Raw genomic sequence first — 26,298 nt, forward strand, 5'->3', positions numbered from 1 at the left:
TTGGGTTAAAATAAAAAGGAAAATAATAAAAATATATCAAAAGTCTCAATAGAGGTGATTCTAAATTATGGAAATTAATAATAATGAATTTGTCAATTTTATTTGGAAAAATGCTGAAATCCTACGCGGTCCATATAAAAAAGAAGAGTATCAAGATGTGGTTTTGCCACTAGCTGTTTTAAGAAGATTTGACTGTTTATTACAACCCACAAAAGAAAAGGTTTTAGAAAGGGCTAACACAGTAAAACATGACGCAATATTAAATAAAATTACTGGATACGATTTCAATAATATTAGTAAATTTGATTTTCAAACACTATTACAAGATCCTGATAATATAGCGGCAAACTTACGCAACTATATTCAAGGATATTCGTCAAACGTTCGTATTATATTTGAGCGTTTTGAATTCGATAAGCAAATTTCAAAAATGGACGAACATAATCTTTTATATAGTGTAATTCAAATGTTTTCTAACATTGATCTAAGTGTGAAGCGTGTTTCGAATATGCAAATGGGATACATATTCGAAGAATTTATCCGTCGTTTTTCTGAAAATGCTGAAGCAGGCGATCATTATACTCCACGCGAAGTTATTCAATTAATGGTCAACCTTATTTTAAACGAGGATCAATCTGAATTAATGCAAGAAGGTAAAATTGTTCAGATAGGGGATTTCGCCTGTGGGACTGGCGGTATGTTATCAGAGGCAACTCGTTTCATCCAAGAGTTAAATCCTAACACACAAGTTGAAGTTTTTGGGCAAGAAATTAATCCGAAATCCTATGCTATTGCATGCGCCGATTTATTAATTAAAGGACAAAATGCTGGTCATATTGCATTTGGTAATTCTTTAACGGATTCGGATGGACACAAAGGGTTACAAGTTCGTTATGCACTTATGAATCCTCCGTTTGGTGTGGATTGGAAACATTATGGTGAATCCATAATAGCAGAACACGATGATAAAGGAACTGATGGACGTTATGGAGCAGGTCTCCCACGTACATCAGACGGTTCACTTTTATTTTTGCAACATATGGTATCAAAAATGAAACAAGATGAAAAAGGAAGTAGGATGGCAATTATTTTAAATGGGTCCCCACTTTTTACTGGTGATGCCGGTAGTGGAGAAAGTGAAATACGCCGCTGGTTAATCGAAGAAGATTTGTTAGAAGGTATCATAGCATTACCTGATCAATTATTTTACAACACAGGTATTTCTACATATATTTGGATTCTATCAAATAGAAAAAATGATAATCTAAAAAGTGGTGCTATTCGTAAAGGCAAAGTTCAAATAATTGACGCTTCAAGTTTTTTTGTAAAGATGCCTAGAAGTATGGGAAACAAACGTAATGAAATTACAGAAATGCAAATAGCTGAAATAACACGTCTATATGGTGAATTTAAAGAAAATGAATATTGTAAAATTTTCGACGGTGTTGATTTCGGGTACAGAAAAATTACAGTAGATAGACCACTTAAATTAAATTTTAAAATCTCAGTAGAACGTATTGAAAGCCTATATTATGAATCCACCTTTGGTAAATTATTTGATGAAGGAACTTATTTAGAGCTAAATAATAAAAAAGAAAAAAAACCAACTGATATAAAAAAACTAGCAATTTTAGAAGAAGGAAAAGAACTTCAAGAAAAGATAATTTCTATATTAAATGATAATACATCAGAAAAATTATATAAAAATCGTGACGAATTTTTAAAAGTGTTAAAACTAATATTCAAAAATGTACCGGAAGTAAAGGTATCACTCTTAAAGAGTATATATATGGGTTTATCAGAACGTGACGAAACTGCTGACGTATGCCAAGATACCAAAGGTAAAATTGAGGCTGATCCTATGCTTCGTGAAACTGAAATTGTGCCACTGAAAGACAGCATCTATGAATACTTCGAAAGAGAGGTTCTTCCGTATGCGCAAGAACCTTGGATAGACGAAAGTAAAACTAAAATCGGTTATGAAATACCGATTACACGCTTTTTTTATCAGTATGAACAGCTTGAAGGTTCTTCTGTTTTGAAGCAGCAAATTCAAAATTTAGATGATAGCATTCAAGAGATGTTAAAGAAGGTGCTTATATAATGAGCTACAAGACATATGAGTTATATAAAGACAGCGGTGTTGAGTGGATTGGCAAGATCCCGAAACATTGGGTGACAAAAAGGGCTAAATATATTTTTAAAGAACTTAGCATTAAAAATCATCCAAATGAAGAATTACTTTCCGTGATGAAAGGGAAGGGACTGGTGCCAAGAAAAGATGTTGAATCTGGTGTAGTAATGGCTTTTAAAGATTTACAAAATTTTAAATTAGTATATCCTTATCAATTTGTTATTCATTTGAGAAGTTTTCAAAGTGGTTTTGAAATGTCTAAAATAAGGGGAATAGTTAGCCCTGCTTATTCAGTTTTTGAATTGAGAAATTGTGAAGATTCTCCATCATTCTTTAAATATTTATTTTATTGTGAAACTTTCATTAACTATATTTCATCTCTTGTTTTAAGTCTAAGGGATGGAAAGCCTATATCTTATCAGTTATTCGGAAATATGTTACTTTTTTTACCACCAAAAAATGAACAAATAAATATTTCTGATTTTCTTGATAACGAATTATCAAAAATAGATTTTATTGTAAACAACAAACAAAAACAAGTTGATACTCTAAAGAAATACCGTCAGTCTCTTATCAATGAAACCGTATTACGTGGGTTAAATCCAAGCACAAAAGCGAAGGATAGCGGTATGAAATGGATTGGAAAAATTCCTGAACATTGGGATTTAGTAAGACTTAAATATTTAGCAATTAATAAAAGTGATAGTTTTGTTGATGGTCCATTTGGGTCAGATTTAAAAACAGAACATTACACGGAATATGGCGTTCCTATTATTCAGCTAAATAATTTAGGAGACGGAGTCCATATAAACAAAAATACTAAATTTACTTCTGAGGAAAAAGCAGATAGTTTAAAGAGAAGTAATACGTTTCCAGGGGATATTGTTATAACAAAAATGATGCCAGTCGCAAGGGCAGCCATTGTTAATTATGATTATGATAAATATTTAATTTCTTCCGATTGCATTAAATTTTTAGCAAACGAAAAAATTGTAGATAAAAAATTCATTATTTATTCAATCAATGCAAGATATTTTAGAATTAATGCTGAATCGTACTCAACTGGGTCAACCAGACTTAGAACCAATTTATCTTTGGTGAAGAATTTTAAAATTGTTTTCCCACCAAAAGAGGAACAAATAGAAATTGCTAATTATCTCGATAGAACCACTCATGAAATCGATGAAACTGTATTAAAAATAAATGAACAGATAGAGATTTTAAAAAAGTATCGTCAATCCATTATTTACGAAGCTATTACAGGCAAAATTGATGTTCGAAATTACAAAAAACAAAATATGGAGGTGAAATTATGATCTTAACGCCAGATATATTAAAGGAACGTGCATTTCAAACAGTGGTCAAAGAATATTTGACCACTGTAAATGGTTATTTGGAGGGAACAAATCAGGATTATAGTCGTCAATATGCATTTGATGAAACTCAGTTATTTGCTTTCCTCGAAGAAACCCAGGAAAAACCATTAGCCAAACTTAAAGAAATTTATAAAGGGCAATACAAACAAAAAATTCTTTTTCGATTAGATACTGAATTAAAACGACGTGGCATCGTTGACGTCCTTCGTAAAGGTATTAAAGATTACGGTGTACAAATTGATTTAGCATATTTTAAACCACCTACAACCCTAAATCATGATTTAATAGCCCTTTATAATAAAAATCGTCTCTCTGTCACAGAGGAATTGGTCCATAAAGAAGGTGAACGAATTGATCTTGTCATTTTCTTAAACGGTTTGCCGGTTCTAGCATTCGAGTTAAAAAATGAGTTTACAGGTCAAAATGTAGATGATGCAAAATATCAATGGATGCATGAACGAAGCGGTAAAGACCTTTTATTCCGTTTTAAACAACGTGTTATTGCTTGTTTTGCTATGGATACAAATGATGTATTTATGGCAACTAAGTTAAACGGTACAAAAACATTCTTTCTTCCATTTAATAAAGGATTTAACGGTGGAAAAGGCAATCCTTCCGTTGAAGGTAAACTAAAAACCCATTATGTATGGGAAGACGTTTTGTCTCGCGATAGCATACTTGAAATCCTTTTTAAATTCGTTTATTTAAAAGTGGATGAAGAAGAAGATGATGAAGGGAATATCATTACAAAAGAAACATTGATATTTCCACGTTATCATCAACGAGATGCTGTCCAAAAAGTTTTAAATCATGCAACAACATTTGGACCGGGGCAATCTTATTTGATTCAGCACAGTGCCGGAAGTGGAAAAACAAACTCAATTTCATGGTTATCGCATCGTCTTGCAACTTTGCATAATGATTTTAACGAGTCGGTTTTTGAAGGTGTTATTGTCGTTACAGACAGAAAAGTCTTGGATAAACAATTACAAAAAGCTGTTTATCAATTAGAACATAAAGCAGGTATGGTAGTAAAAATCGAGGAAGATTCATCGCAACTTGCTGATTCATTAAATAAAGGTATCAAAATTATCATTACAACTATTCAGAAATTCCCATACATATTAGATAAGCTAGGTACTTTAAAAGATAAGAATTATGCCATAATAATTGATGAAGCACACTCTTCAACAAGCGGTAAGAACATGGCAGCGCTAACGACAACACTAACTCTTGAAGAAGCCCAGAAGCTTGATGAAGAAGCAGAAGAAAATCAAATTGATGCTGATGAAAAAATACTTGATGAAATTAATCGTGTAGGTAAACAGTCTAATATTAGCTTCTTTGCTTTCACGGCTACCCCAAAAGGTAGTACGTTAAAAATGTTTGGAACTGAGGATGCTGAAGGAAAGCCGCATCCGTTCCATTTATACAGCATGAAACAAGCGATTCAAGAGGGATTTATCATTGATATTCTAAAAAATTATGTCTCATATAAAACCTATTATAAAGTTGCAAAAAAAATAGAAGATGATCCTGAATTTGAAAGTGCAAAGGCTACAAAAGCTATTTCACGATTCGTAAGTTTGCACCCGCATAACATCGAACAAAAAACAGAAATCATAATTGAACACTTTCGAAAAGTTACAAGTAAAAAAATAAACGGACAAGCTAAAGCAATGGTTGTTACAGCTTCCCGTTTACATGCTGTAAGATACAAGTTGGCATTTGATGCTTATATTAAGAAAAAAGGTTACAAAGACATGAAAGCGCTTGTTGCATTCTCTGGTACGGTGAAAGATAAGGGTGAGGAATATACAGAGCCTGGCATGAACAAATTCTCTGAAAAGCAACTGCCTAAAAAGTTTGATAGCGATGAATATCAGGTTTTACTTGTAGCTGAAAAATACCAAACTGGATTCGACCAGCCAAAGCTTCACACGATGTTTGTAGATAAAAAATTATCTGGACTTAAAGCTGTTCAAACTTTATCAAGGCTTAACCGGACACATCCCGACAAAGAAGATACATTCATTTTAGACTTTGTAAATGACCCAGATGATATTCGAAAAGCTTTCGAACCATATTATGAGGATACTGTTTTAAAAGGCGATATCGAACCAAATGAGCTTTATAGCATTCAACAAGAAATTGAAAGTTATATGGTGTTACATGAGGATGATGTTCAAAAATTTGTTGATATCATTTATAAAGACAAAAAAACAAAGCGAGATACAGAGTTATCGAATAACTACATCGATTCTGCTGCGGATCGTTTCAAACGTTTAACCGATGAAGAACAACGCGATTTTGTTAGCAAAGCAAAAAAATTTAACAGCATTTATATGTTTATACTTCAAATTACACCATTTAAAGACGTTGATCTTCACAAATTGTTTGTGTATCTTCGCTATCTTTTAAAGAAAATTTCTATAAAAGGAACAGGAAATATTGATTTAGATGATAAAGTAGTGCTGGAATATTACACGATAAAAGACAAGGGTAAAAAAGACATCTCGCTGGGTGAAGATAGTGAAGAGTATTCTGTTTCCATTACAATCGGTGGTGGTCGCAGTGGAGAAGAACCGCCAACAGACCCTTTAACTGCTATTTTGGAGAGGTTAAACTCGAAGAACGGCACAGAGTTTGGTGAGCATGAAAAGTTAAACATCCAACAAATTGTCGATATTGCTTCTAGTGATGAAACACTTCGGACCCAAGCGAAAAACAATCCGTATGATGATTTCATTTTAGGCTTTAGAAAAAGGTTTATGGATTACGTTGTTGAAGGATTTGAAAAAAACCAAGGGTTTTTTGGCAAGGTACTTGAAGATGATATTTTCCGAACACAGTTAGAAGAATATATGGGTGAACATGTTTTTAACGTATTAAAATCAAGTGATAACGACCCTGACCCCGATCATGTAAATTAATCTTGAAAAAACAAAACGCCTATTTTTGCTCCTTTAGGCGTTTTGTTGTATATTTTCAAACAGGAAAAGGAGGGAGATAAATGAGTGATATTCAAGCACGTTCAAAAAGTATTTATGATACATTGAATAATCAAAAATATGAAATAGACTATTACCAAAGGGAATATCGGTGGGAAACTAAGCAAATTCGTGAATTACTTGAGGATTTAACGGATAAATTTCTTGATAATTATGATCCCAACCATGAACCAAGTGAAGTTGAAAAATATGAAAATTATTTTTTAGGTTCAGTTGTGATAAGTAAAAAAGACGGAAAAAAATATATTATTGATGGTCAACAGCGCCTAACCTCAATTTCTTTGCTGTTAATTTTCCTTCATAATCTACAAAAAAACAGGAATCAAAGGAAAGTTAATATCAGCGAACTAATCTTTTCGGAAAAGTTCGGTGTAAAATCCTTTAACATGAATGTTGAAGATCGTACACCTTGTATGAACGCTTTATATAATGAGCAACAATTTGATTTTGAAGGGAGTCAAATAGAATCTGTTCGAACGATTGGAGCTAGGTATGAAGATATAAAACAACTTTTTTCTGATGAATTACAAGGAGATGCTCTTCCTTATTTTATCGATTGGTTACTCCATAAAGTAATGTTGGTACATATTGAAGCGGATAATGATGAGGATGCCTATACCATTTTTGAAACTATGAATGATAGAGGGCTAAGCCTTAATCCAACAGATATGTTGAAGGGTTATTTATTGGCTAACATTAAAGATGAACGGGCAAAAGAGAAAGCCAATTCATTATGGAAAAAGAGGATTTTGGAATTAATAGAAAAGGGAAAAAACGAGGAAGTTGATTTCTTTAAACACTGGTATAGAGCAAAATATGCACAAAGTATTCGTGAAAGAGGTAGAGGCAAAGAAAATAAGGATTTTGAAAAAGTAGCTACCGCATATCATAAATGGACTCGTGATAATAAAGAATTGCTAAATCTTCAAAAAAGTCAGGATTTTGAAGAATTTATTACTAAACACTTTGATTTTTATTCGAAGCAATATCTGCATATATTAAAGGCTGCCGCCTTATATACTAAAGGCTTAGAATACCTTTATTATAATAGCCATAATAATTTCACACATCAATATCATTTATTGTTGGCACCTTTAAAGGTCACAGATAGTCAGGATATTGTTAATCGTAAGTTAAATCTTGTCTCATTTTACATCGATATGATGATCGTGAACAGATTCATTTCATTTACAACTTTAAATTATTCTGCGATTGCATATACAATGTATAACCTAACAAAAGATATCCGGGACAAAGACTTGGATGAATTAAAAATTATCCTAAAGTCAAAAGCAAAAGAGATTAACAAAATAGAGAAAGTAAAAACATTTTATCTTCATCAACAAAACAAAAAATATGTTCACTATTTACTTGCACGAATTACACATCATCTCGAAATAGAGAGTGGTATTGATTCCAAATTTGAATCCTACGTAACGAAAGAATCGAAAAATCCATTTCAAATTGAGCATATTTGGGCAAATAAATTTCAACGGTTTGCAAGTCAGTTTCAAACGGAAACAGAATTTCAAAATCATCGAAATCATGTCGGTGGGCTTCTATTGTTACCCAAAGATATTAATCAAAGCTACGGAGATAAGGACTATCCTGTAAAAGTGTCGAAATATTATGGGCAAAACTTACTGGCAAAGTCTCTGCATACTAACTGTTATCAAAATAACCCAGGCTTTTTAAATTATAAAAATAACAGTCAATTACCATTTAAAGCATACAGCACATTCGATAAAGATGATTTAGAAGAAAGAACAGCACTTTATGAAAAAATATCAGAGCAAATCTGGAATACGGATATCATTGACAATTTCTAATCACATAAAAATGAAATAATTTAAATCCATGCATCAATTTGAGGTTAGAAAGTAAATAAATAACTGATAAAAGAAATTTTTATGAAAAAATGTTGGATATATTCCAACATTTTTACTTTTTACTTAATAAATTTAACATTTCAATGGGATAATTTTTTGATTTAATCCAAACAATATCTTCTTCGTTTAAAGAAAACCATTCACCATTAACTCTTTTGTTTTTAAAAATGTCATGAAAGGCACTTTCCAGTTTAGTGTCGTTCCATGTTTTTATTAAATAAACAACTTCCAATTCAAATGGAATCTTCACACCAAATCCATTAACAATTCTATCGTACGGATCTTTAGCTTTACCAATTTTAATAGCGCCCTTTGTATTTTCTTTAACAAAATAGACATATCCGTAACCTAGCTTTTGAATATACAAATTATAATTATTTAAAATGGCAGCTTTTTGTTCTCTTTCGTTTTTTGTTAAATGGTGTTTTTGTATATGTAAAAGTTGATTTAAATATTGTATGATATTATATATCTCCTCGTCTAAACCGTAAGCTTGCAAAATAGATTCTTTCTCTTGCTGCTCACGCTGGAGACGTTCTATCCGCCGTTGTTCACGTTGTATTTTAAGCGAATTTCCCTTCTCAAATTGCTCCCACTGTCGTGCCTCTTGTAATTTTCGATGAATACCTTTCTTACGTATCTCTTTATTGTCCACATTTACTTTTTTATTTCTATGTTTGAGAAAAATTTTATATCCAATAACCCAAAATTGGTATCCTGCAATTCCTATGATTATGAAAGGAGATATAAAAGTGTACCCGGGTGGATTACATATAAATAATCCAAAAAATATAAAAAGCAAAAATAAACGTTGAGGCTTCGAAAAGAACCATCCGAAAAAAAACAAATATATAATAAAAATAAAAAAATTCATTGTCTGTTCAAACACCCCCATATAGGTCTTTTTAATGGCATATATTAAAATTAGCAAGAAATATAATCATATTATTTTAATGAATTTTAGAAGTTAGTATTAATGTGTAAAAAGAGCCCATTGCCGCTTGAATTGATTCAAACCGTTACTAGAATTCAAACATGGAGTGAAGTCTTTGTCCAAAGCAAAAAGATATTACAATTTAATTCATGTTGAGCCAGAAGGGTATTTACCGAAAAAGGGCTCTCATCGGTTTGGACTGAAATTTCAGTCAAAATCGCATCGTAATGGAAAAAGTGCAGCGGTAATTCAAATGAATGGATCGATGGCTGGTCCAACAGAAAAAAAGAATAAATGGAAATGTGATTCAACTATCGGAAAAGTCCTTAGTTGGTGTTATGAAAACCCAGCAAATCCAATTGATATTGTCCATTGCCTGAATTTATTTTCATATGTTGACCCTCACCCCAAAAATCTATCTGGTATGAATGAAAAAGCCTTAAATAGCGTAAAAAACGATAATTGGATAAAAACAATTTGTAAGGACGTGGATTACATTATTCTTGCTCATGGAAATTGCAAGGGTATTGATAAAGTAATTGTAGATAAAAGGATAAAACAAGTCTTAAAATGGTTAGAAAAATATGATTTATACAGAGTAGGAGAGTTAACAAACAAAGGTAATCCAAAGCATGGTAGATCGTGGAACAATAGCCCGGTTCTAACCTTGCACAGAGAAAAAGTAGACATTATTGAATATATTTCTTAAAAAACCAGAAATATAGGATTTTTGTATAAGAAAGAAATAGAATTTTTTGACTCACAAAGATAATTTGTATTTAAAATGAAGCGATTTATCGCTTCATTTTTATTTCTAGTGAAAGAAATGGTAGAAAGTAGTATAATAATTGTTTGAAATAAAGTAAAAAACGGGGGTGGAAAATGTCAAGGTTTATCGATCGTTTTGAGAACCATGCTCTGCATAAAAGCCTGGAGAACAGCATCAATACTGTCAATGAGCTGTTAGAAATAGAAAATGCACAACCTGATGCTCTTATCGAGCTTGAAAGGGTCAAACAGGTATTGTTTTATTTGAAAGAATTACTGGACAATTGCGATCCAAATCTTGTTCATATGGGATATTTGGATAGTATTCAAAATAGTTGCATTAACAACGTCTTAAGCTATTTAAATAATTTTAGAAATGACCGCAATATATCTCAACTGCATTCAGCCAATAATCATTTAGATAGCTACATTCCAAGCATGACAAATATCGCTACTACGAAATTCCCACATGATGTTGAAGGCATTAGAGAATCAATCGTTTCTTTTCGTAGATCTGCAGCTCAGCATTTACGGAATACAGAGGAAGATTATAGAAGAGTAGCTGCAGCTAAAACAGAATTGGAACAGGGGTTTAGCCAAGTATCTTCGACGGTGGAAGTCCAAAAAGGTCGACTTGATACAGCTATTTCTGATTTCCAACAACAATTCTCCAATTCTGAAGAAAGCAGAAGAGATAAATTTTCTCAGGCGGAAGAACAAAGAAAAAATGATTTTGAACTACTCGAATCAGAATGGGATGAAAAATTTAAAAACTTAAAAGATGGTTCGGAAACGACTTTTAATGAATATGTCGCATCCTTTCAAGATAAGGAAAAACAATTGCAGGAAAAGTTTAAAAGTCAAGCCGAACAATACATTCAAACTCTTGAAGGATACAAAAGTAAAGCTGCTCAAGTGCTAAATATTATATCCAATACCAGCATGGCTGGGGGATATCAACAAGTTGCAGATCAGGAAAAATCATCCCGGAAATTTTGGAGAACAGTTACAATGATAACAATGGGTTTACTTGTTATTGCCTCCATCTACAGCTTTTTTCATCCAATAGGGGATAAATCTATTTGGACGGAAATCGCCAAAAGAGTGTCTGTTGCAGCTACACTTGCTACGGTTGCCGGTTATGCTTCTAGACAAGCGAAAATTCATTTAGATGCTGAACGTCGCTACAGACGAATGGAATTGGAACTGACTACATTAAGTCCATACCTAGTTGAACTGGAAGATGAAAAACGAAAAGAAATTTTGGCTAATATGGTGGACCAGTTTTTTGGGAAAGCAAACGAGGAACAAGTGCAAGGAAATTCTTCTAACCAATCAAATCCGGAAATTTCAAATAGTGTTACTGAATTATCAAAGTTATTTGAAAATGTTTTGTCATTGATTAATCCGAAAAAATAGCATCGAATGCTTCGATGCTATTTTTTCGTTTATCCATTTAGGGTTGGCTGTGTCAGAGAATAATTTACCCAATTATGTGCAGAATAACGATAATAATGAATATTAAATAATCTTTGAGGAGGAATAGCACTCGTATGGTTGAAACAATAATTATTAATGCGTCTGATTGAGTAAAAAACCACTTTTAAAATTTTTATATGATGCTTCTGACAAATTATTAAAGACAAGATACCAAATAAGTTCCAAAAGCATATTTTGCTATGAGGTGATCTCATGAAAGCGAAATATGCAGAACGAGGGACATTCGATGCCGAAAAAGCAGCCAGGGGACTGGTTGAACTGACGAATAAAATGAAGAAACAACCTGATAAGGATAAAAAAGGGAATGACAAGATAAAGTAAACTCATGTATCATCTGATATATGAGTTTTTTGTTTTAAAAGCTTATAAACTGCCTTAATTACAAGGTTCAATTACCGATTAAAAATAGAAAAGTAACAGATGTTAAATGGCTGGATGGAAAGTATGTATATGAAGTGAATAAAAGTGACGGCCTTTTCAATGAATCGGCCTTACAAATACTTTCAGAATATGACGGAACTGTGATGGAGCAAGAACAAATTGATATTGAATATATGTTTTTTTTCGGTGATTTAGTTCAAGTAAGCGGTTATGGTGCAGACCTATTTAAGGTCGTTGGCTTCCGAACGGAAATTTGGCGTTATAAGGAAGATGCTTGGGAAGATGTCATTTATGAGCTTTCGAGAGTAAGTGATGGAGAATGGCTCGAAGCGGGAGAAGAAGAGATTACATTAGTAGCCGATGCAGAAAATGCTGACACGTTCATTCAAAAACTAGGTCTCCTTTACTTAGTGAATAAGCAGGAAAAGTTAGAAAAAAGTCCAAAAACCCAGAACCTGATAAGGAAAGCAGAATTTGAAGAAATGGATCGAAAAAATGAAAAAAAGGAATTAATCGATAATTTATTGGACATATTTAATGATTACCGGATTTTATTTGAATTGTTTCAAGATCAAGAATATTATCAAGTGATGCGGGTAATCCTTAGGAAATTAGAAAGTCTTGTCGGCAACGATGGGAAAAGCCATGTATAGCCCCTCTTACCACCTTGCCAACTCAAATAATAAATAAAAAACGAACGGAATGCCTGCCCATTTTATTAAGGAAAACAACGTATTGATTATCTTTTCAAATAGTCGAAGGGTGTGACTATCCTCCTTATTAACGTCTTCCATCCATGCCTCAAACTTTAATTGTATATTGGACATTTTATCTCTCCTCAAGTGTTCTTTTTAACAGCCTATGCTTGTCCAATCAAAAAAAGACATCTTCTTTTCCAGAAAATAATATGTTCGAAATAATACGGTTTTATACCGAATCAAATAGTGATTCCTTTCCAAAGTAAATAGCATGAAAAAGCCATGTACATCATACATTCTCTAAAAAGGGGGCGATGCTATGAGAGAAATTCAAGTATTTATTGATACAGAGGAGATTGCCGAATTTTTCTTTCATGAGCTTGTAAAAAGGGGATACGTTCCTAGTGAAGAAGAATTAGAAGAAATCGCAGATATAACCTTTGAATATTTGGTTGAAAAGAGCATTATCGACGAAGAAGATGAGGATGAATAGTGAATCCTTAAATCAAGAAGAGGAAAAAGATCCCTTCTTTATATATTAGATTTTTAATAATTCTTAAAAAAGATATTAATCGACAAAAATAGTGGATATTCTACAGAGGATTCGACAAAGCGCATCGCTAATTATTAGAGTAGACAAATAATTCTAATAATTGGAGGTAAATGATGATCAAAGTATTAACAAATAGAGCATGTATTCAATATGATGTGACGATCTTTCAAACTCCAAAGTACCGAGAGAATAAAGGGTTTAAAGAGGTCTATCGTGTAACAATCCCAGCGAATAGCCGTGAGCAGTGTTTACAGGAAACCTTTAGCATCTTTAATGTGACCGACAGAATTCCAGTAAATTATCAGGGCAGATTTCTTTCAACAGGAGATATTATTTTAATTGATGAAGGCCGAGGCGGCCAATATTATTACCAATTGAAGCCTGGTGGTTGGTTCCCTATTAATCGAATAATCATACGCTGAATGTTATTTTCAAAAAACCTAAGGAATCCCTTAGGTTTTTTTCTGCTTACCTCTTTCGTCCGCCTGTTGCATTATGCTCTTTTGCATGTGCATCATGCTCTGCCGCAATTGCCTCTGCAGGTATGTGATTATTTTTCTTAGGTGAATTGGTTCGGCTTCGATGTTTTTTACCCATTATCATTCTTCCTCCTTTTAAATCTAGAAATAGCTTCCCACAAATTTAACAAATCATGTCTTTTTCAATGAAAGGTTTTTCATTAAAAATTGTTTATGATATAGTGTCTATGGTACGGACTAACTGTACTTACTTTTGATAGGGGGTTAATTTATGAGCGTACATATTGGTGCCAAAGAAAATGAAATTGCGGAGACGGTATTGCTGCCTGGGGACCCGCTTCGGGCAAAATATATAGCAGAGACCTTTTTAGAAGACGCGAAATGTTATAACGAAGTTCGGAATATGTTTGGCTACACGGGTACGTATAAAGGGAAAAGAATTTCTGTTCAAGGAACTGGAATGGGCGTCCCGTCCATATCGATTTATGTAAATGAATTGATGCAAAGCTATCATGTCCAAAATCTAATTCGAGTCGGTACTTGCGGCGCGATTCAAAAGGATGTTAAGGTTCGCGACGTTATTTTGGCGATGACCAGTTCCACTGATTCGAACATGAACCGGCTTACCTTTGGGCATGTTGATTTTGCCCCGACTGCAAACTTTGAATTACTGAAACATGCCTATGATGCGGGGATTGCCAAAGGACTTAATTTAAAGGTAGGAAATATCTTTACGGCTGATTCGTTCTATAATGACAACGCAGACCTTGAAAAATGGGCTAAATATCAGATACTTGCGATCGAAATGGAAACCACAGCTCTCTATACTTTAGCCGCTAAATTTGGCCGCAAGGCTCTTTCGGTTCTTACTGTCAGCGATCACATCTTAACTGGTGAAGAGACGACAGCTGAAGAAAGACAAGTGACCTTTAATGATATGATTGAGGTTGCTTTAGAAGCTGCATCTAAAGAATAATGATGTTTCCCCCTTCCTATGGAAGGGGTTTTTCCATTTTAGGAGGAACAACGCTAGGTAATGGAGAATTTATTTAAACAAGCGAGGTGAGTAAAATGAAAGAGCAGCTCAAAATAGATATAACGGGAATGACCTGTGCCGCCTGTTCAACCAGAATCGAGAAGGTATTGAATAAAATGAACGGTGTTGAAGCGAATGTCAATTTGGCGATGGAGAATGCAGCTATTTCGTATGATGAAGATGTAGTTTCTAGTCATGATATCATATCCAAAATTGAAAAACTTGGTTATGGTGCAACAGAAAAGGTCCAGAGGGAGACAAAACAGCAATATAAGGAAGAAGAAATGAAACAGAAGAAACACAAATTTTTCCTTTCAGTGATTTTGTCCCTTCCGCTTTTGTATACGATGCTAGCTCACTTGCCCATCGATACGGGAATACCTATGCCACAGATTTTAATGAATCCCTGGTTTCAATTACTATTAGCAACGCCGGTGCAGTTTTATATTGGCGGCCAGTTTTATGTTGGTGCCTTTAAAGCCCTTAAAAATAAGAGTGCTAATATGGATGTACTTGTCGCGTTAGGAACATCAGCTGCCTACTTCTACAGTCTTGCGGAAGGAATCAAAACAATTGCAAACCCCTTTTATATGCCACATCTTTATTTTGAAACAAGTGCAGTATTGATTACCTTAATCCTTTTGGGTAAATTATTTGAAACCTTGGCAAAAGGAAGAACAACGATAGCGATTTCCAAACTATTAAACCTACAGGCAAAAGAAGCAACAGTAATTAGAGAAGGGAAGGAATTTCAAATCTCGATTGAAGATGTGAAGGTTTCTGATCGATTATTAGTAAAACCTGGGGAAAAAATTCCTGTTGATGGTCAAGTAATCTTAGGGCAATCATCTGTTAATGAATCGATGATAACGGGTGAATCCATACCAGTAGAGAAATCTGTTGGTGATAGCTTAATTGGCTCAACCATAAATAAGAATGGAACCTTAACAATGAAAGCGACAAAGATTGGTAAAGATACAGCCCTTGCTGGTATTATAAAGATTGTTGAGGAGGCTCAAGGCAGTAAAGCGCCAATTCAACGAATTGCCGATACCATTTCTGGTTACTTTGTACCAGTTGTTGTCGTCATCGCCTTGTTTACCTTTTTAATTTGGTACTTATTTGTAGACCCAAGTGATTTCCCATCCGCACTGGAGACAGCGATTGCGGTTCTGGTTATTGCTTGTCCTTGTGCACTTGGGCTTGCCACACCAACCTCAATCATGGTTGGGACTGGAAAAGGGGCTGAAATGGGTATTCTTTTTAAAGGCGGTGAGCATTTGGAAAGGGCCCATAAGATCAATGCGATTGTTCTTGATAAAACGGGTACTATTACAAAAGGGCAGCCAATTGTTACTGATTTTATAGCTTTTCAAGAGGAGAAAAAAGTAATCCAATATCTAGTATCCGCCGAGAAATCTTCTGAACACCCCCTGGCTGAGGCCATTGTGAAGTATGGGATGGAAAAGAGGTCAAGCACTCTTCCTGTCAAACGGTTTAGGGCTATACCTGGTTATGGAATTGAAGCAAAGATAAACGATGATGAAATATATGTTGGTACTCGTAAGTTGATGGATTTAAAAAGTATTGCTCATACCGATATTGAAAAGGACCTGCTCCGCTTTGAAAACGAAGGGAAAACGGCAATGTACATTGCTATTAATTCAACCATTATGGGAATCGTTGCAGTGGCGGATACGGTAAAGGAAACGGCAAAACTGGCGGTTCGGGAATTAAACCAATTGGGTATCGATGTTTATATGCTGACAGGTGATAATGAACGGACCGCAAAGGCGATTGCCGCAAAGGTGGGAATTAAAAATGTTATTGCCGAAGTCCTTCCGGAGGAAAAGGCCAATCATGTGAAAAAACTACAGCAAAAGGGAATGGTCGTTGCAATGGTTGGGGATGGAATAAATGATGCACCAGCCTTAGTAGTAGCTGATATTGGAATTGCCATTGGCACGGGGACAGATGTTGCAATCGAAGCAGCCGATATTACAATACTTGGCGGGGAACTGACCTTAATTCCAAAAGCAATGGCATTAAGTAAAACGACTATGAAAAATATTCGTCAAAATCTTTTCTGGGCGCTCATTTATAACTCTGGAGGGATCCCTATCGCTGCATTAGGATTTTTAGCACCATGGGTCGCCGGAGCAGCAATGGCATTTAGTTCAGTGTCTGTCGTCACTAACTCACTACGCCTAAAGCGAGTGAAGATATAAACATTAACTTTTCTTTGTAAATTTTATAAAAAAGATGTTATTCTAATCACTAAGGGTTTAAACTTTTATATATTTGAAAATAGCTTCTGAAAATTTGAAAAATTAACTCGCTGTAACTGAAGCTATCAGTGGGTACATTTCTAATTTTTATGGTTAATGAAAGTGGTGAAGGCTTTGGATGAAGAGAAAGTTGAACAGGAACAACCAGCAGAAAACAAATTGAGTTATATTCGGTTGAAAAAATTTCACTTTATAATGCTGTTGTTTTTGGTTGTTTTTCTGTCTGCGGGGATTACAACATTTGCCCTTGCATTTGGAAAAGGAAAGGTAGTACAAGTTAACACGGAACGGCCGGAATTTAATAAACTCTATGAAGCCTTTGATACATTAAAGAATAAGTATTATAAGGAGCCAAATCAAAAAAAGCTTATTAATGGCGCTATTAACGGTATGGTTGAGGCGCTCGATGACCCATACTCTGATTATATGAGTAATGAGGAAGCAACAAGTTTTCACAGCAGTATTTCTTCTTCCTTTGAAGGGATTGGTGCTGAAATTCAGGAAAAGGACGGACACATTGTCATCGTTTCACCGATAAAAGGCTCTCCTGCTGAAAAAGCCGGCTTAAAACCGAATGACATGATTATGTCTGTGGATGGAAAAAGCCTTCAGGGCATGAATTCTACCCAAGCGGTAACATTGATACGCGGGAAAAAAGGTACGAAGGTTGAGTTGTCTATTCAACGTCCTGGTATGGATGCTCCCATGACTGTGCCAATTGTCCGCGATGAGATTCCAATCGAAACTGTTTATGGTGAAATGGTTGGGGATGGTATTGCGAAGGTGCAAATTACTAGTTTTTCAAACAATACATCCAAGGAACTTGTTACAACCTTGAATGATTTACAAAAGAAGGGCATGAAAGGTCTAGTTTTAGACTTGCGCCAAAATCCTGGGGGCTTATTAGAACAAGCTGTAACTATTACCAGCATGTTCGTTCCTAAAGGAAAGATTATTGTAAAAGAAGAAGATCGGAATGGAAAGATAACAGAAATCCCTTCGCGAAATGAGGGGAATCCAGACCTTCCATTAGTAGTTTTAATTGATAAAGGCAGTGCAAGTGCATCTGAAATTCTTGCCGCTGGGGTAAAGGAATCCGCTGGCATCCCGCTTGTGGGTGAGAAGTCATTTGGAAAAGGAACAGTTCAAACGGCGGAGGATTTCAAAGATGGCTCGAATCTAAAATATACAATCGCAAAATGGCTGACACCGAATGGGAATTGGATTCATAAAAAAGGAATCAAGCCCGACGTGGAGGTAGCCTTACCTAAATATGCTGAATTACCAATTATAAATCCTGATAAGGAACTAACACTTTCTACCGCATCAACAGAGGTTCAAACAGCCCAGAAGATGTTGAAAGCGGTTGGTTACGATCCAGGCCGTGAAGACGGATTTTTCGATGAAAAAACAAAGGCAGCCGTAAAAACCTTTCAAAAAGCTCAAAAGCTTCCAGCGAATGGTGTTTTAAAAGGCGAGTCCACCATGAAGTTAATGGATCTTTTAAGAGAAAAAATCAAAAAAAGTGATACCCAGCTGCAAAAAGCAATGGAAGTATTAAAAGGTAGAATGAAATAAGGTTGAACCCAATTCCCTATGGAGTTGGGTTCAATTTTAATTAACAGACAATAAAAAGTTAGGGGGAAATAGAAGATGAATACGGCAGAGGTTTATATTTTATCTGGATTTTTGGGTAGTGGAAAAACTAGCCTTTTAAAACGATTGCTGGAGGATGAACGAAAGTTAGGCAGGAGAGTAGCGGTAATGATGAATGAATTAGGCAAGGTGTCGATTGATTCTGATGCTGTTACGGGTGACGATGTTGCACTAAAGGAACTGTTAGGCGGCTGCATTTGCTGTTCCATTAAGGACAAACTTGAAGCACAGCTTCAAGGATTATTTTTTGAGGAAAAACCGGATGTTATTTATATTGAGACCACTGGCGCAGCCCACCCTGTTGAGGTCCTCGATGCGATCCTTTCTCCATTGTTTGCGGACAAACTTATGATGAAAGGTATTATAACCACGGTTGATGGCACAAGATGGATGGATAGAAAGTCACTAAACCCGCAGCTTCAGCAGCTTATCCTCGAACAGGTAAGGCATGCAGATTTAATTATTATTAATAAAATGAATGAATTAAGAGAGGCCGACCAGGCAAAGATTACATTTGAAATTCAGGGCATCAATCAGAACGCAAGGTGTCTATTATCGAACTATTCACAAATACCCATGGACTATGTTAGAAAGCTTTCGGTAACAGTTGGAAATTCAGGGGAGGTACCCCAAAAAATAAATTTAAATTTAACGACGTTTGTTTACCAATTTAAGACTGCAATAAGCCATACAAGGTTTGAGGAGTTTTTAAGAGGATTACCTGATTCGATTTACCGGATCAAGGGTTATGTCAAGTTTGATTATTCAGATCAGCCTTTTTTATTTCAATTTTCATATGGGATGCCTTTGTACATGAAGGAAGAGATGAATTTGCCATTAAACCTCGTCTTTATTGGTGAAAATATTGATTGGATTGAGATTCAGGCTCAATTAGTAAATCTTGAAAAAGAAGATAAAACTCTGTAATGGGTGAATGATAATTTCCTCTTCAGGTAACTCTTTTAATGTAACAAAAAAAACCATTAAAAGGGGGTCTTGAATGAAGAGGGCAGTTTGCTTGATTGTGTTGATTTTTATTCTCCTAAATGGTCATGGGGTTTATGCAGCATCCCATATAAGCTATAAAATAGATATGCCGAACTGGAACGAAGTGAATCATTTACTGCCAAGGTACACAAAATTCACAGTAATGGACATTGAAACCGGAAAACAATTTAAGGTGCAGAGGCGGGCCGGAAGTCACCATGCTGATGTGCAGCCTTTGACCCCAAAGGATACAAAGGTAATGAAAAAAATATACGGGGGTAAATGGAGCTGGAAACGCCGGGCTATTATTGTTATCCATAAAGATCAATGGATAGCCGCCTCGATGCACGGGATGCCGCATGGGGCAGGTGCATTGGAAAATAACTTTCCAGGTCACTTTTGTATTCATTTTTATGGGAGTACCACCCATCGAACCAATGCAATGGACTTTTCACATATGCTCATGATCTTAAAGGCGTCCGGAAAATTAACTGATTACTTAGGTAGTGCGAACCCATATGAGGTGATAAATGCTTATATGGCGGGATTGAAACAGCAGGATGTCAGGATTGCTTCACAAACCTCCTTGCAAAGGATGAAATGGAAACCAATTTTAACAAAAATTGAAAATGTAAAGATAGCAAGGATGGAACTATTGCCCCCTGAAGACTTAAGAGCAGAAATTAGTTTGAATGTTCCTGTAGAAATTGATTGGTACATAGAAGGCAGAGGCAGACAAACGTTTAAAGGAGAAATTCATTTGGTGCGATTTTCGCCTTTTGATGCTTGGAAGGTGGACTCAAAGCATTTTTTAAAAGAAAACCAGCTTCGATAATGGCTAAAGAAAAACACCTTTAATGACGGGAGCCCGTTAATAAAGGTGTTTTACTTTCATAGAAAAAACTATATTGGCTGCTCGCCGAATTTGATAAAAGTACGTTCATCCTCAATTAAGCCGCATGCGCCACATTGAATACGGTAATCCGGGCCATTGTATGGAATGTGAAAGGGTTCCAAATCGTTTTCTCCAAACTCGCGGACGACCGCGCCCGTTTGAGGATCGAGTTTCACAGATTGGGACACTTGTTGAATGATATTAAAGCGACTTCTGTTTGTCTTACAATTGGGACATTTGTATGGGGTGGACATATGTTTCTCCTTTCTTCATGTAGTTAAAATCTATTTTTTGCAATAAGGTTGTTAAATATGTAACAATGCAATGGAAGGCAAAAGGGGGGAATCATTTGTTAGAAGAAAAAGTGGATTTTGCCGTTTTATTAAACGAATATCGGACAATTTGGAATAACCGTTTATTAAGGACAGAGAAAATAGGTAGTAAAGCGACTTTGCTAGAGGTAATCAAACGGGAACTGTTGGATGAAAACTCACATCCGAGAATTAGGAAAAATAAATATGAGAAATATTTTTCTGCTATAAAAAGAGTGACTGATTCCACAATCTCGTCAGATGCAAAGCTGAAGTTAATTAAAATTCATAATGAAATAATGGAAGAGCTAAGTTAGGAGAGAATAATGTGAAAAAGATTATCATTATTTTTATGGCTGTACTATGTTTAAGTATCGTGGCATCATGTAGTAATCAAAAAGAAAAAGCTGACACGCTGCCTAAAATGGTAAAAGTAGACTTGTCGATAAAACCTGATAAAGGTGAAGTAACACAACCGATTACCTTTGAAGCGAAGGTCACCCAGGGAAAGGAAATCGTAAAGGATGCGGAGGTCATCTTTGAAATTTGGCGAGCAAACGATGAAAAACATGAAAAAATGGAAATTAAACATGCCGAAAATGGAATCTACCGCCTTGAAAAAACGTTCAGCCGGGAAGGAACCTATTATATCATTTCGCACGTCACAGCTAGAGATATGCATAATATGCCAAAGAAGGAGTTTACAGTTGGAAAGCCTAGCGAGCCTGAAGATTCCAAGCATAAGGACTCTATGGATGGAATGAACATGGACGAACACCAAGATCAAGATAATCATGATAAATCGAATAAAGGCAATTAATTTCATTTACTGCTAAAAAGACAGCCATTGATGCTGTCTTTCTTGTTAGTTGATTTCTTATATTGCAGATTAATCGAAGCCAATAGGGATATTTTCTACATCTTCTTGGAGAAAGGGCATGATAATGTATAAAATACCATCACGGATTTCTGTTGTTATCTTGGTTACTAAGATCGGATAGGGGAGTGTTATTTCCTTTTTAAACGTTCGATTGGTACGTTCTTTTAAATAATATTTACAATTCTGCTTTAATGCTTTAAATTCCCCGCTGATCGTTAAAAGCTGCTGATGGACAGAAATATGAAGATCCTCCTTTGCAAGACCAGGAATTTCAGCTTCAATGACAAGTTTGTTATCGTTTTCGAATAAGTCACATTTTGGGAGATATTCTTTTACCGTTGTTAAAGGAGTTTGGGAAAGGTTGGTACTTGAACTAGTTGTATGATGATCATTAAAAATTTGATTCCAAAATTTTTCTGATTGAAATTGTTGGGCCACATCCAGCCATTCCTTGAGTTTATCTACTTCCATATATGTCACCCCTATATGTCATCACTAGTTATATCCTATTTTCTGTTAACAGGAACATTCGAAGAATTTGTTATTAGATGATTTCCGTTACGTCAATTTGCGAAAATTGCATATCAACATTTTTGGGAATTTTCACCTCCAACATGGAGTCCTTATAGTTAGCGGATGCTCCTTTCTTTTTTACGATGGCAGGAAGGGTAATCGTATGTTTATCCTCAGGCTGCGGGATATGCTCTACAATCAGTTGATTGGATGTATGATAAATACGGAGCTGCCTTACCCATTCATCATTTTTTATTGGAATTCTGACAAACACAAAATCATGGGTCTCAAAGGCTGTTGAATTCAAAATTCCAGTTGTTTGCTGCTGGGGCGGAGAAGATTGGGAACCTGTGAACATTTCTTGGGGGTTCATCATTCCTCTCATGTTGCCGGGCATAACTTTTCCCATGAGATCTTGGACAAAATTCTCGATTTGGTCAGGCTTCATTTTTGACATGGAATCCTTCATATCTTTATTAAAAGGAAACATATTCCAGGGGAACATCGTAGCACATCCTCCAAGGTAAGTCTTAAATCGGCAGCCGCTGAAAAAGGCACACCGTTTTTCTTTGATATCTCATATTATGCAATCACATGCTCTTCCGTTATTAAAACTTCCTTCGGGTCGTTTTTGGGAGAACGTAATCAGCATGTTCTTTTTATTAAAATTTGCATATATAAACGATTCTTTTTAACATATAGTAAATAGATAAATGACAGAAATAGAGAGGTAATGGCATTGAATAAGAAAACGGCTTTAATAACAGGAGGAGCTTCTGGTATTGGCAAAAAAACGGCAATACATCTTGCTGAAAAGGGGTATCATCTAGTGATCAATTACCGTACTAGTGAATCTGAGGCCCTAACTTTAGCAAACCATTTGACTAACTGTTTTGGCACGAAAGTTATTACAGTCCAAGGGGATGTGGCGATCAAGGAGGATTGTATTCGAATTGTAAATGCAGCACGCTCTGCCTATCCAACCGTGGATGTTTTAGTTCATAATGCAGGTCCTTATATACATGAACGTAAAAAAATGATTGATTACTCTTTTGAAGAATGGAACTACCTATTACAGGGGAATTTAAGTGCTGTTTTCTATTTGTCTAAACTGATTATACCTATGATGCGGCTACAAAAATGGGGAAGAATCATTACTTTGGGATTTGATCGGGCGGAAACCGCACCAGGCTGGATTTATCGTTCTGCCTTTGCTGCTGCAAAGACGGGATTAGCCTCGCTAACTCGGACAATTGCCATTGAGGAAGCGGAATTTGGGATAACAGCAAATATGGTCTGTCCAGGTGATATTATCAACGAGTGGAAGGAAAATAATATTGAAGAGTCAATCGCCGCATTAGACGGAAATGATTCAATCGAAAGGCAGGGTACAGGGGAGGATATCGCGAGAGTCATTGCCTTTCTTACAGACGAAAAGTCAGACTTTATTACTGGAAGCATTATCCCGGTAACAGGCGGTGTTGACGTACTGGGAAAGGTTATGAAGATTTAGTAAAAAGGTTCTGATACTTTTACAATTTTTTGAAATCATTGATTTCCTGGAATGAAAATGGTTCCTTTTGTTGATAATAGACTTAATCATCTATGAAAGGAGCAAAGAAAATGAGTTTTAACATCAACAGAATTAATCCAAATCAAACCCAAGTATTTTTTCATGATGGCCGCTTTGAAACATTAACGAATGAGGAATTAGATGAATTTTTGCTCCAAATGGGTCTTAGTGATGTAAACCAAACAATCGAACAAAGTGTTACGGAATAATAAGAACTAATTTTTAAAAAAATAAAAGCAATCGGCCAGGAGCCGATTGCTTTTTATGCTTCCAACAAATGCGAATCTTCTGTCTCGACAATACTATTACGCATAAGATAAAAGGTGTATTGATCTTTTGGAATTTCATACAAATCATATACTTCGCCGTTCGCATTCAATTGCTCATAGATTGCCTTCCTAGTTTCATTTGCTTTTACAATATACGGAAGCTTTTCGGCAGCTTTGATGGAGCGTATATTTACCTTCCGAATACGCATAAAAACTGTCTCAATCCCCACCTCATAAAAAAGCTCTTGAAAAAAGGCATCCTTAGCCGGGTTATTATAACCCTTACCATGAAATTGTTTTCCTAGCCAAGTTCCTAAAAATCCGGCCTTCTCTTCAATATCAAAAAGATTAATCGTACCGATAGGCGCTCCCCATTCATCAAGAATGGTCCGTGAAATTAATTCACCGCGCTCTTCAGCCTCAATGGTTTGTTTGGTCATAAATAAGAATTCTTCATAGGAATCAGCTTTTTGGCGTACAAAAGGGAAGACATCAGGGTGCGTCATTAATTCGTACAATGTGTGGCTGTCATGAAGATCACGTTTTTTAAGCATGAATTTCCCTCCATTAGGGCAGTTCGATCCCATGTCAAAAGATGGATCCACCCTCGAAATTTTTTATAAAGTTGCTAAAAAATTTCGGGGTGGGAATCGAACCCACTAGAACCAGTTAAACTGGTGGCGCACCATTTGCCTTCCCTATTTCATTTTTTTGTTAACGGATTATGTTCGTAAACCCCCAAATTTTTTCAGGTCTAAAACAGTTTCACTTAGAGTATGATACAAGAAAAAAGGAAAAAAATAAATAGTTTTTTTGTTGATTTTTCGATAATATTTTTTGCCAAATTTCAACAAAATTCTACGTTTCTAAAAAGACGATTTCACCGCCAATCATCGTCCATTTTGGCTTTGCTAAGTAATGGAAAGGATGATGACTCCAAAGGACTAAATCCGCATCTTTCCTTTCTTCGATACTGCCAACATTTTGGTCTATTTTTAAATTCCTTGCGGGAAGAATGGTAATTCCCTCTAAGGCTTTTTGCTCTGGTAAACCTTCACGGACGGCAAGACCTGCACAAATATTAAGGTATTGAATAGGTGTATAAGGATGATCGGTGGTAATCGACACCTCAACACCATGATTAGTCAGTTCTTGATACGTTTTCCAGGTCTTATTTTTTAATTCGACTTTCGATCTCCTTGTTAATGTGGGACCGACGGATACCATTAAATTCCTTCCCGACATTTCACTGGCGATTAAATGTCCCTCAGTACAATGCTCAATTCGTAAATCAAGATTAAATTCTTCGGCAAACCGGATGGCCGTAATGATGTCATCAGCACGATGGGCATGAACTCTTACAGGGATTTCTCTTTTTAGAGCCATTACAATTGGGGCGATTCTAAGTTCATCGGGGTTATCCGCATGAATCGCTTGGTAGAAAGCTTCCCTAAGCATTCCCATAATCCCCATCCGTGTAATTGAACCATTATTGCCCTGGCTATGAATCCTTTTTGGATTTTCTCCTAAGGCTATTTTTAATCCAGCAACCTTTTGAACAATCATTTTCTGGATATTTTTCCCGGTTGTTTTGATGACAGAGGTGGTTCCACCAATTACATTTGCACTACCTGGCATAATATGCGCTGTAGTAATTCCGCTTTTTACCGCATCTGTGAAGGCGGGGTCCAATGGATACACACCGTCTATTGCCCTTATATGGGGTGTGAGTGCTTCGGCTGTTTCATTGGCATCATTCCCGGCCCAGCCAGTGCCTTCATCATATAGTCCTATGTGGGTATGAACATCAATAAAGCCTGGAAAGAGAAATAATTCTCCACAATCGATTATTTTTACATTTAAATCAGTTGTGATATTATTTCCGACCTTTATGATTTTTCCGTCTTCAATTAGGACATCTCCATATTTAATTGGTTTAGATGTAATCGGGTAAACCGTTGCATTTTTCAAGAGTATTTTTGTCATAATAAAACCCTTCTGTAAGTTGTTTATAGTATTTTATCCATTTTACCAACTAGGGTGCTTGAGTAAAAGCGAGTGTCGATGTCATTTTTATTTAAATTGGTGGAAATCACACAAAAGGCGAAACCTTTAAATCTTCTTTGCGTAAATAATAGGGAAGAAAAAATTTTTTAACCATTGGGGG

Annotated in this window: 27 protein-coding genes; 19 read left to right on the top strand and 8 right to left on the bottom strand. The window is 35.5% G+C overall.

Annotated features, from left to right (window positions below; genetic code table 11):
- Nucleotides 1–67: 67 nt before the first annotated feature.
- The 4 genes from BSO02S_RS01635 to BSO02S_RS01650 all read left to right on the top strand — a co-directional run bounded on the left by BSO02S_RS01635 (nucleotide 68) and on the right by BSO02S_RS01650 (nucleotide 8,350).
- Nucleotides 68–2,104, top strand: a complete 2,037-nt coding sequence (locus BSO02S_RS01635) for a type I restriction-modification system subunit M (protein ID WP_066061414.1) — start codon at nucleotides 68–70, stop codon at nucleotides 2,102–2,104.
- Entirely contained in the window at nucleotides 2,104–3,450 is a 1,347-nt protein-coding gene (locus BSO02S_RS01640; RefSeq protein ID WP_066061417.1) for a restriction endonuclease subunit S, read from the top strand. Before BSO02S_RS01635 ends, BSO02S_RS01640 begins: the two co-directional genes overlap by 1 nt.
- Nucleotides 3,447–6,443: a type I restriction endonuclease subunit R gene (locus BSO02S_RS01645; RefSeq protein ID WP_066061420.1), complete on the top strand. Its 2,997-nt coding sequence runs from the start codon at nucleotides 3,447–3,449 to the stop codon at nucleotides 6,441–6,443. The genes BSO02S_RS01640 and BSO02S_RS01645 overlap by 4 nt, the downstream gene beginning before the upstream one ends.
- 80 nt (nucleotides 6,444–6,523) lie before the next feature.
- Nucleotides 6,524–8,350 (top strand): DUF262 domain-containing protein, encoded by a 1,827-nt coding sequence (locus BSO02S_RS01650; RefSeq protein WP_066061423.1) that lies wholly within the window; start codon nucleotides 6,524–6,526, stop codon nucleotides 8,348–8,350.
- Between the two features lie 112 nt (nucleotides 8,351–8,462).
- Here the strand turns inward: BSO02S_RS01650 and BSO02S_RS01655 are convergent, their stop codons facing one another.
- Complete coding sequence (locus BSO02S_RS01655; RefSeq protein ID WP_066061426.1) at nucleotides 8,463–9,284, bottom strand: GIY-YIG nuclease family protein; 822 nt, start codon at nucleotides 9,282–9,284, stop codon at nucleotides 8,463–8,465.
- A gap of 175 nt (nucleotides 9,285–9,459) precedes the next feature.
- On the opposite strand from BSO02S_RS01655, the gene BSO02S_RS01660 reads away from it, so the two are divergent.
- From BSO02S_RS01660 to yodN, 4 genes are all read left to right on the top strand, one after another.
- Nucleotides 9,460–10,053: a DUF1643 domain-containing protein gene (locus tag BSO02S_RS01660; RefSeq protein WP_066061429.1), complete on the top strand. Its 594-nt coding sequence runs from the start codon at nucleotides 9,460–9,462 to the stop codon at nucleotides 10,051–10,053.
- 173 nt (nucleotides 10,054–10,226) lie between these two features.
- Entirely contained in the window at nucleotides 10,227–11,531 is a 1,305-nt protein-coding gene (locus BSO02S_RS01665) for a hypothetical protein (protein WP_066061432.1), read from the top strand.
- A gap of 273 nt (nucleotides 11,532–11,804) precedes the next feature.
- Nucleotides 11,805–11,933 (top strand): hypothetical protein, encoded by a 129-nt coding sequence (locus BSO02S_RS28175; RefSeq protein WP_268875968.1) that lies wholly within the window; start codon nucleotides 11,805–11,807, stop codon nucleotides 11,931–11,933.
- Between the two features lie 77 nt (nucleotides 11,934–12,010).
- On the top strand, nucleotides 12,011–12,646 hold the full coding sequence (yodN, locus tag BSO02S_RS01670) for a germination protein YodN (RefSeq protein ID WP_501193482.1): 636 nt from the start codon (nucleotides 12,011–12,013) through the stop codon (nucleotides 12,644–12,646).
- Between the two features lie 6 nt (nucleotides 12,647–12,652).
- Here the strand turns inward: yodN and BSO02S_RS26780 are convergent, their stop codons facing one another.
- Nucleotides 12,653–12,820: a hypothetical protein gene (locus BSO02S_RS26780; RefSeq protein WP_157081361.1), complete on the bottom strand. Its 168-nt coding sequence runs from the start codon at nucleotides 12,818–12,820 to the stop codon at nucleotides 12,653–12,655.
- Between the two features lie 190 nt (nucleotides 12,821–13,010).
- On the opposite strand from BSO02S_RS26780, the gene BSO02S_RS26035 reads away from it, so the two are divergent.
- Both BSO02S_RS26035 and BSO02S_RS01675 read left to right on the top strand, forming a co-directional pair.
- Complete coding sequence (locus BSO02S_RS26035; protein ID WP_084374850.1) at nucleotides 13,011–13,184, top strand: YozD family protein; 174 nt, start codon at nucleotides 13,011–13,013, stop codon at nucleotides 13,182–13,184.
- Nucleotides 13,185–13,357: 173 nt separating this feature from the next.
- Nucleotides 13,358–13,666 carry a YodL domain-containing protein gene (locus BSO02S_RS01675; protein WP_066061438.1) on the top strand — a complete coding sequence of 103 codons (309 nt, stop codon included), beginning with the start codon at nucleotides 13,358–13,360 and terminating at the stop codon, nucleotides 13,664–13,666.
- Nucleotides 13,667–13,712: 46 nt separating this feature from the next.
- On the opposite strand, the gene yoyE is transcribed toward BSO02S_RS01675, so the two are convergent.
- A complete protein-coding gene (gene yoyE / locus BSO02S_RS28180) occupies nucleotides 13,713–13,841 on the bottom strand; it encodes a protein YoyE (RefSeq protein ID WP_096190858.1) in 129 nt (42 codons plus the stop codon).
- 153 nt (nucleotides 13,842–13,994) lie between these two features.
- Here yoyE and deoD point away from each other — a divergent pair, with 153 nt between their 5' ends.
- The 5 genes from deoD to BSO02S_RS01700 all read left to right on the top strand — a co-directional run bounded on the left by deoD (nucleotide 13,995) and on the right by BSO02S_RS01700 (nucleotide 20,525).
- Nucleotides 13,995–14,699, top strand: a complete 705-nt coding sequence (deoD, locus tag BSO02S_RS01680) for a purine-nucleoside phosphorylase (RefSeq protein WP_066061441.1) — start codon at nucleotides 13,995–13,997, stop codon at nucleotides 14,697–14,699.
- A 95-nt stretch (nucleotides 14,700–14,794) separates the two neighbouring features.
- Entirely contained in the window at nucleotides 14,795–16,987 is a 2,193-nt protein-coding gene (locus BSO02S_RS01685; RefSeq protein ID WP_066061443.1) for a heavy metal translocating P-type ATPase, read from the top strand.
- A gap of 174 nt (nucleotides 16,988–17,161) precedes the next feature.
- A complete protein-coding gene (locus BSO02S_RS01690; RefSeq protein WP_501193481.1) occupies nucleotides 17,162–18,625 on the top strand; it encodes a lmo1851 family serine protease in 1,464 nt (487 codons plus the stop codon).
- A 75-nt stretch (nucleotides 18,626–18,700) separates the two neighbouring features.
- Complete coding sequence (locus BSO02S_RS01695; protein WP_066061449.1) at nucleotides 18,701–19,630, top strand: CobW family GTP-binding protein; 930 nt, start codon at nucleotides 18,701–18,703, stop codon at nucleotides 19,628–19,630.
- 73 nt (nucleotides 19,631–19,703) lie between these two features.
- Entirely contained in the window at nucleotides 19,704–20,525 is an 822-nt protein-coding gene (locus tag BSO02S_RS01700) for a hypothetical protein (protein WP_066061452.1), read from the top strand.
- A 68-nt stretch (nucleotides 20,526–20,593) separates the two neighbouring features.
- Here the strand turns inward: BSO02S_RS01700 and BSO02S_RS01705 are convergent, their stop codons facing one another.
- Nucleotides 20,594–20,839 carry a DNA alkylation repair protein gene (locus BSO02S_RS01705; protein WP_066061455.1) on the bottom strand — a complete coding sequence of 82 codons (246 nt, stop codon included), beginning with the start codon at nucleotides 20,837–20,839 and terminating at the stop codon, nucleotides 20,594–20,596.
- A 95-nt stretch (nucleotides 20,840–20,934) separates the two neighbouring features.
- Between BSO02S_RS01705 and yoyC the strand changes: the two genes are divergently transcribed.
- Entirely contained in the window at nucleotides 20,935–21,213 is a 279-nt protein-coding gene (gene yoyC, locus BSO02S_RS01710) for a protein YoyC (RefSeq protein WP_235846834.1), read from the top strand.
- 11 nt (nucleotides 21,214–21,224) lie between these two features.
- Entirely contained in the window at nucleotides 21,225–21,716 is a 492-nt protein-coding gene (locus BSO02S_RS01715; protein ID WP_066061462.1) for a FixH family protein, read from the top strand.
- 69 nt (nucleotides 21,717–21,785) lie between these two features.
- Here the strand turns inward: BSO02S_RS01715 and BSO02S_RS01720 are convergent, their stop codons facing one another.
- Nucleotides 21,786–22,247, bottom strand: coding sequence for an Hsp20/alpha crystallin family protein (locus tag BSO02S_RS01720; RefSeq protein WP_066061467.1), 462 nt, complete (start codon nucleotides 22,245–22,247; stop codon nucleotides 21,786–21,788).
- Nucleotides 22,248–22,320: 73 nt separating this feature from the next.
- Nucleotides 22,321–22,794 carry an Hsp20/alpha crystallin family protein gene (locus tag BSO02S_RS01725; RefSeq protein ID WP_066061471.1) on the bottom strand — a complete coding sequence of 158 codons (474 nt, stop codon included), beginning with the start codon at nucleotides 22,792–22,794 and terminating at the stop codon, nucleotides 22,321–22,323.
- Nucleotides 22,795–23,028: 234 nt separating this feature from the next.
- Between BSO02S_RS01725 and BSO02S_RS01730 the strand changes: the two genes are divergently transcribed.
- Entirely contained in the window at nucleotides 23,029–23,802 is a 774-nt protein-coding gene (locus BSO02S_RS01730; RefSeq protein ID WP_096190859.1) for an SDR family oxidoreductase, read from the top strand.
- Nucleotides 23,803–23,912: 110 nt separating this feature from the next.
- Nucleotides 23,913–24,071, top strand: coding sequence for a hypothetical protein (locus BSO02S_RS27420; protein WP_169802708.1), 159 nt, complete (start codon nucleotides 23,913–23,915; stop codon nucleotides 24,069–24,071).
- A gap of 53 nt (nucleotides 24,072–24,124) precedes the next feature.
- Here BSO02S_RS27420 and BSO02S_RS01735 read toward each other — a convergent pair whose 3' ends face one another.
- Together BSO02S_RS01735 and BSO02S_RS01740 are read right to left on the bottom strand one after the other, a co-directional pair.
- Nucleotides 24,125–24,685: a GNAT family N-acetyltransferase gene (locus BSO02S_RS01735; protein ID WP_066061477.1), complete on the bottom strand. Its 561-nt coding sequence runs from the start codon at nucleotides 24,683–24,685 to the stop codon at nucleotides 24,125–24,127.
- Between the two features lie 304 nt (nucleotides 24,686–24,989).
- The gene (locus BSO02S_RS01740) at nucleotides 24,990–26,117 is read right to left on the bottom strand and encodes an amidohydrolase (protein ID WP_066061480.1); all 1,128 of its coding nucleotides are present in this window, start codon (nucleotides 26,115–26,117) and stop codon (nucleotides 24,990–24,992) included.
- Between the last annotated feature and the right edge of the window lie 181 nt (nucleotides 26,118–26,298).

The sequence above is a fragment of the Neobacillus soli NBRC 102451 genome (genome assembly GCF_001591665.1).
In the GTDB taxonomy this organism is placed as follows: Bacteria; Bacillota; Bacilli; order Bacillales; family Cytobacillaceae; genus Neobacillus; species Neobacillus soli.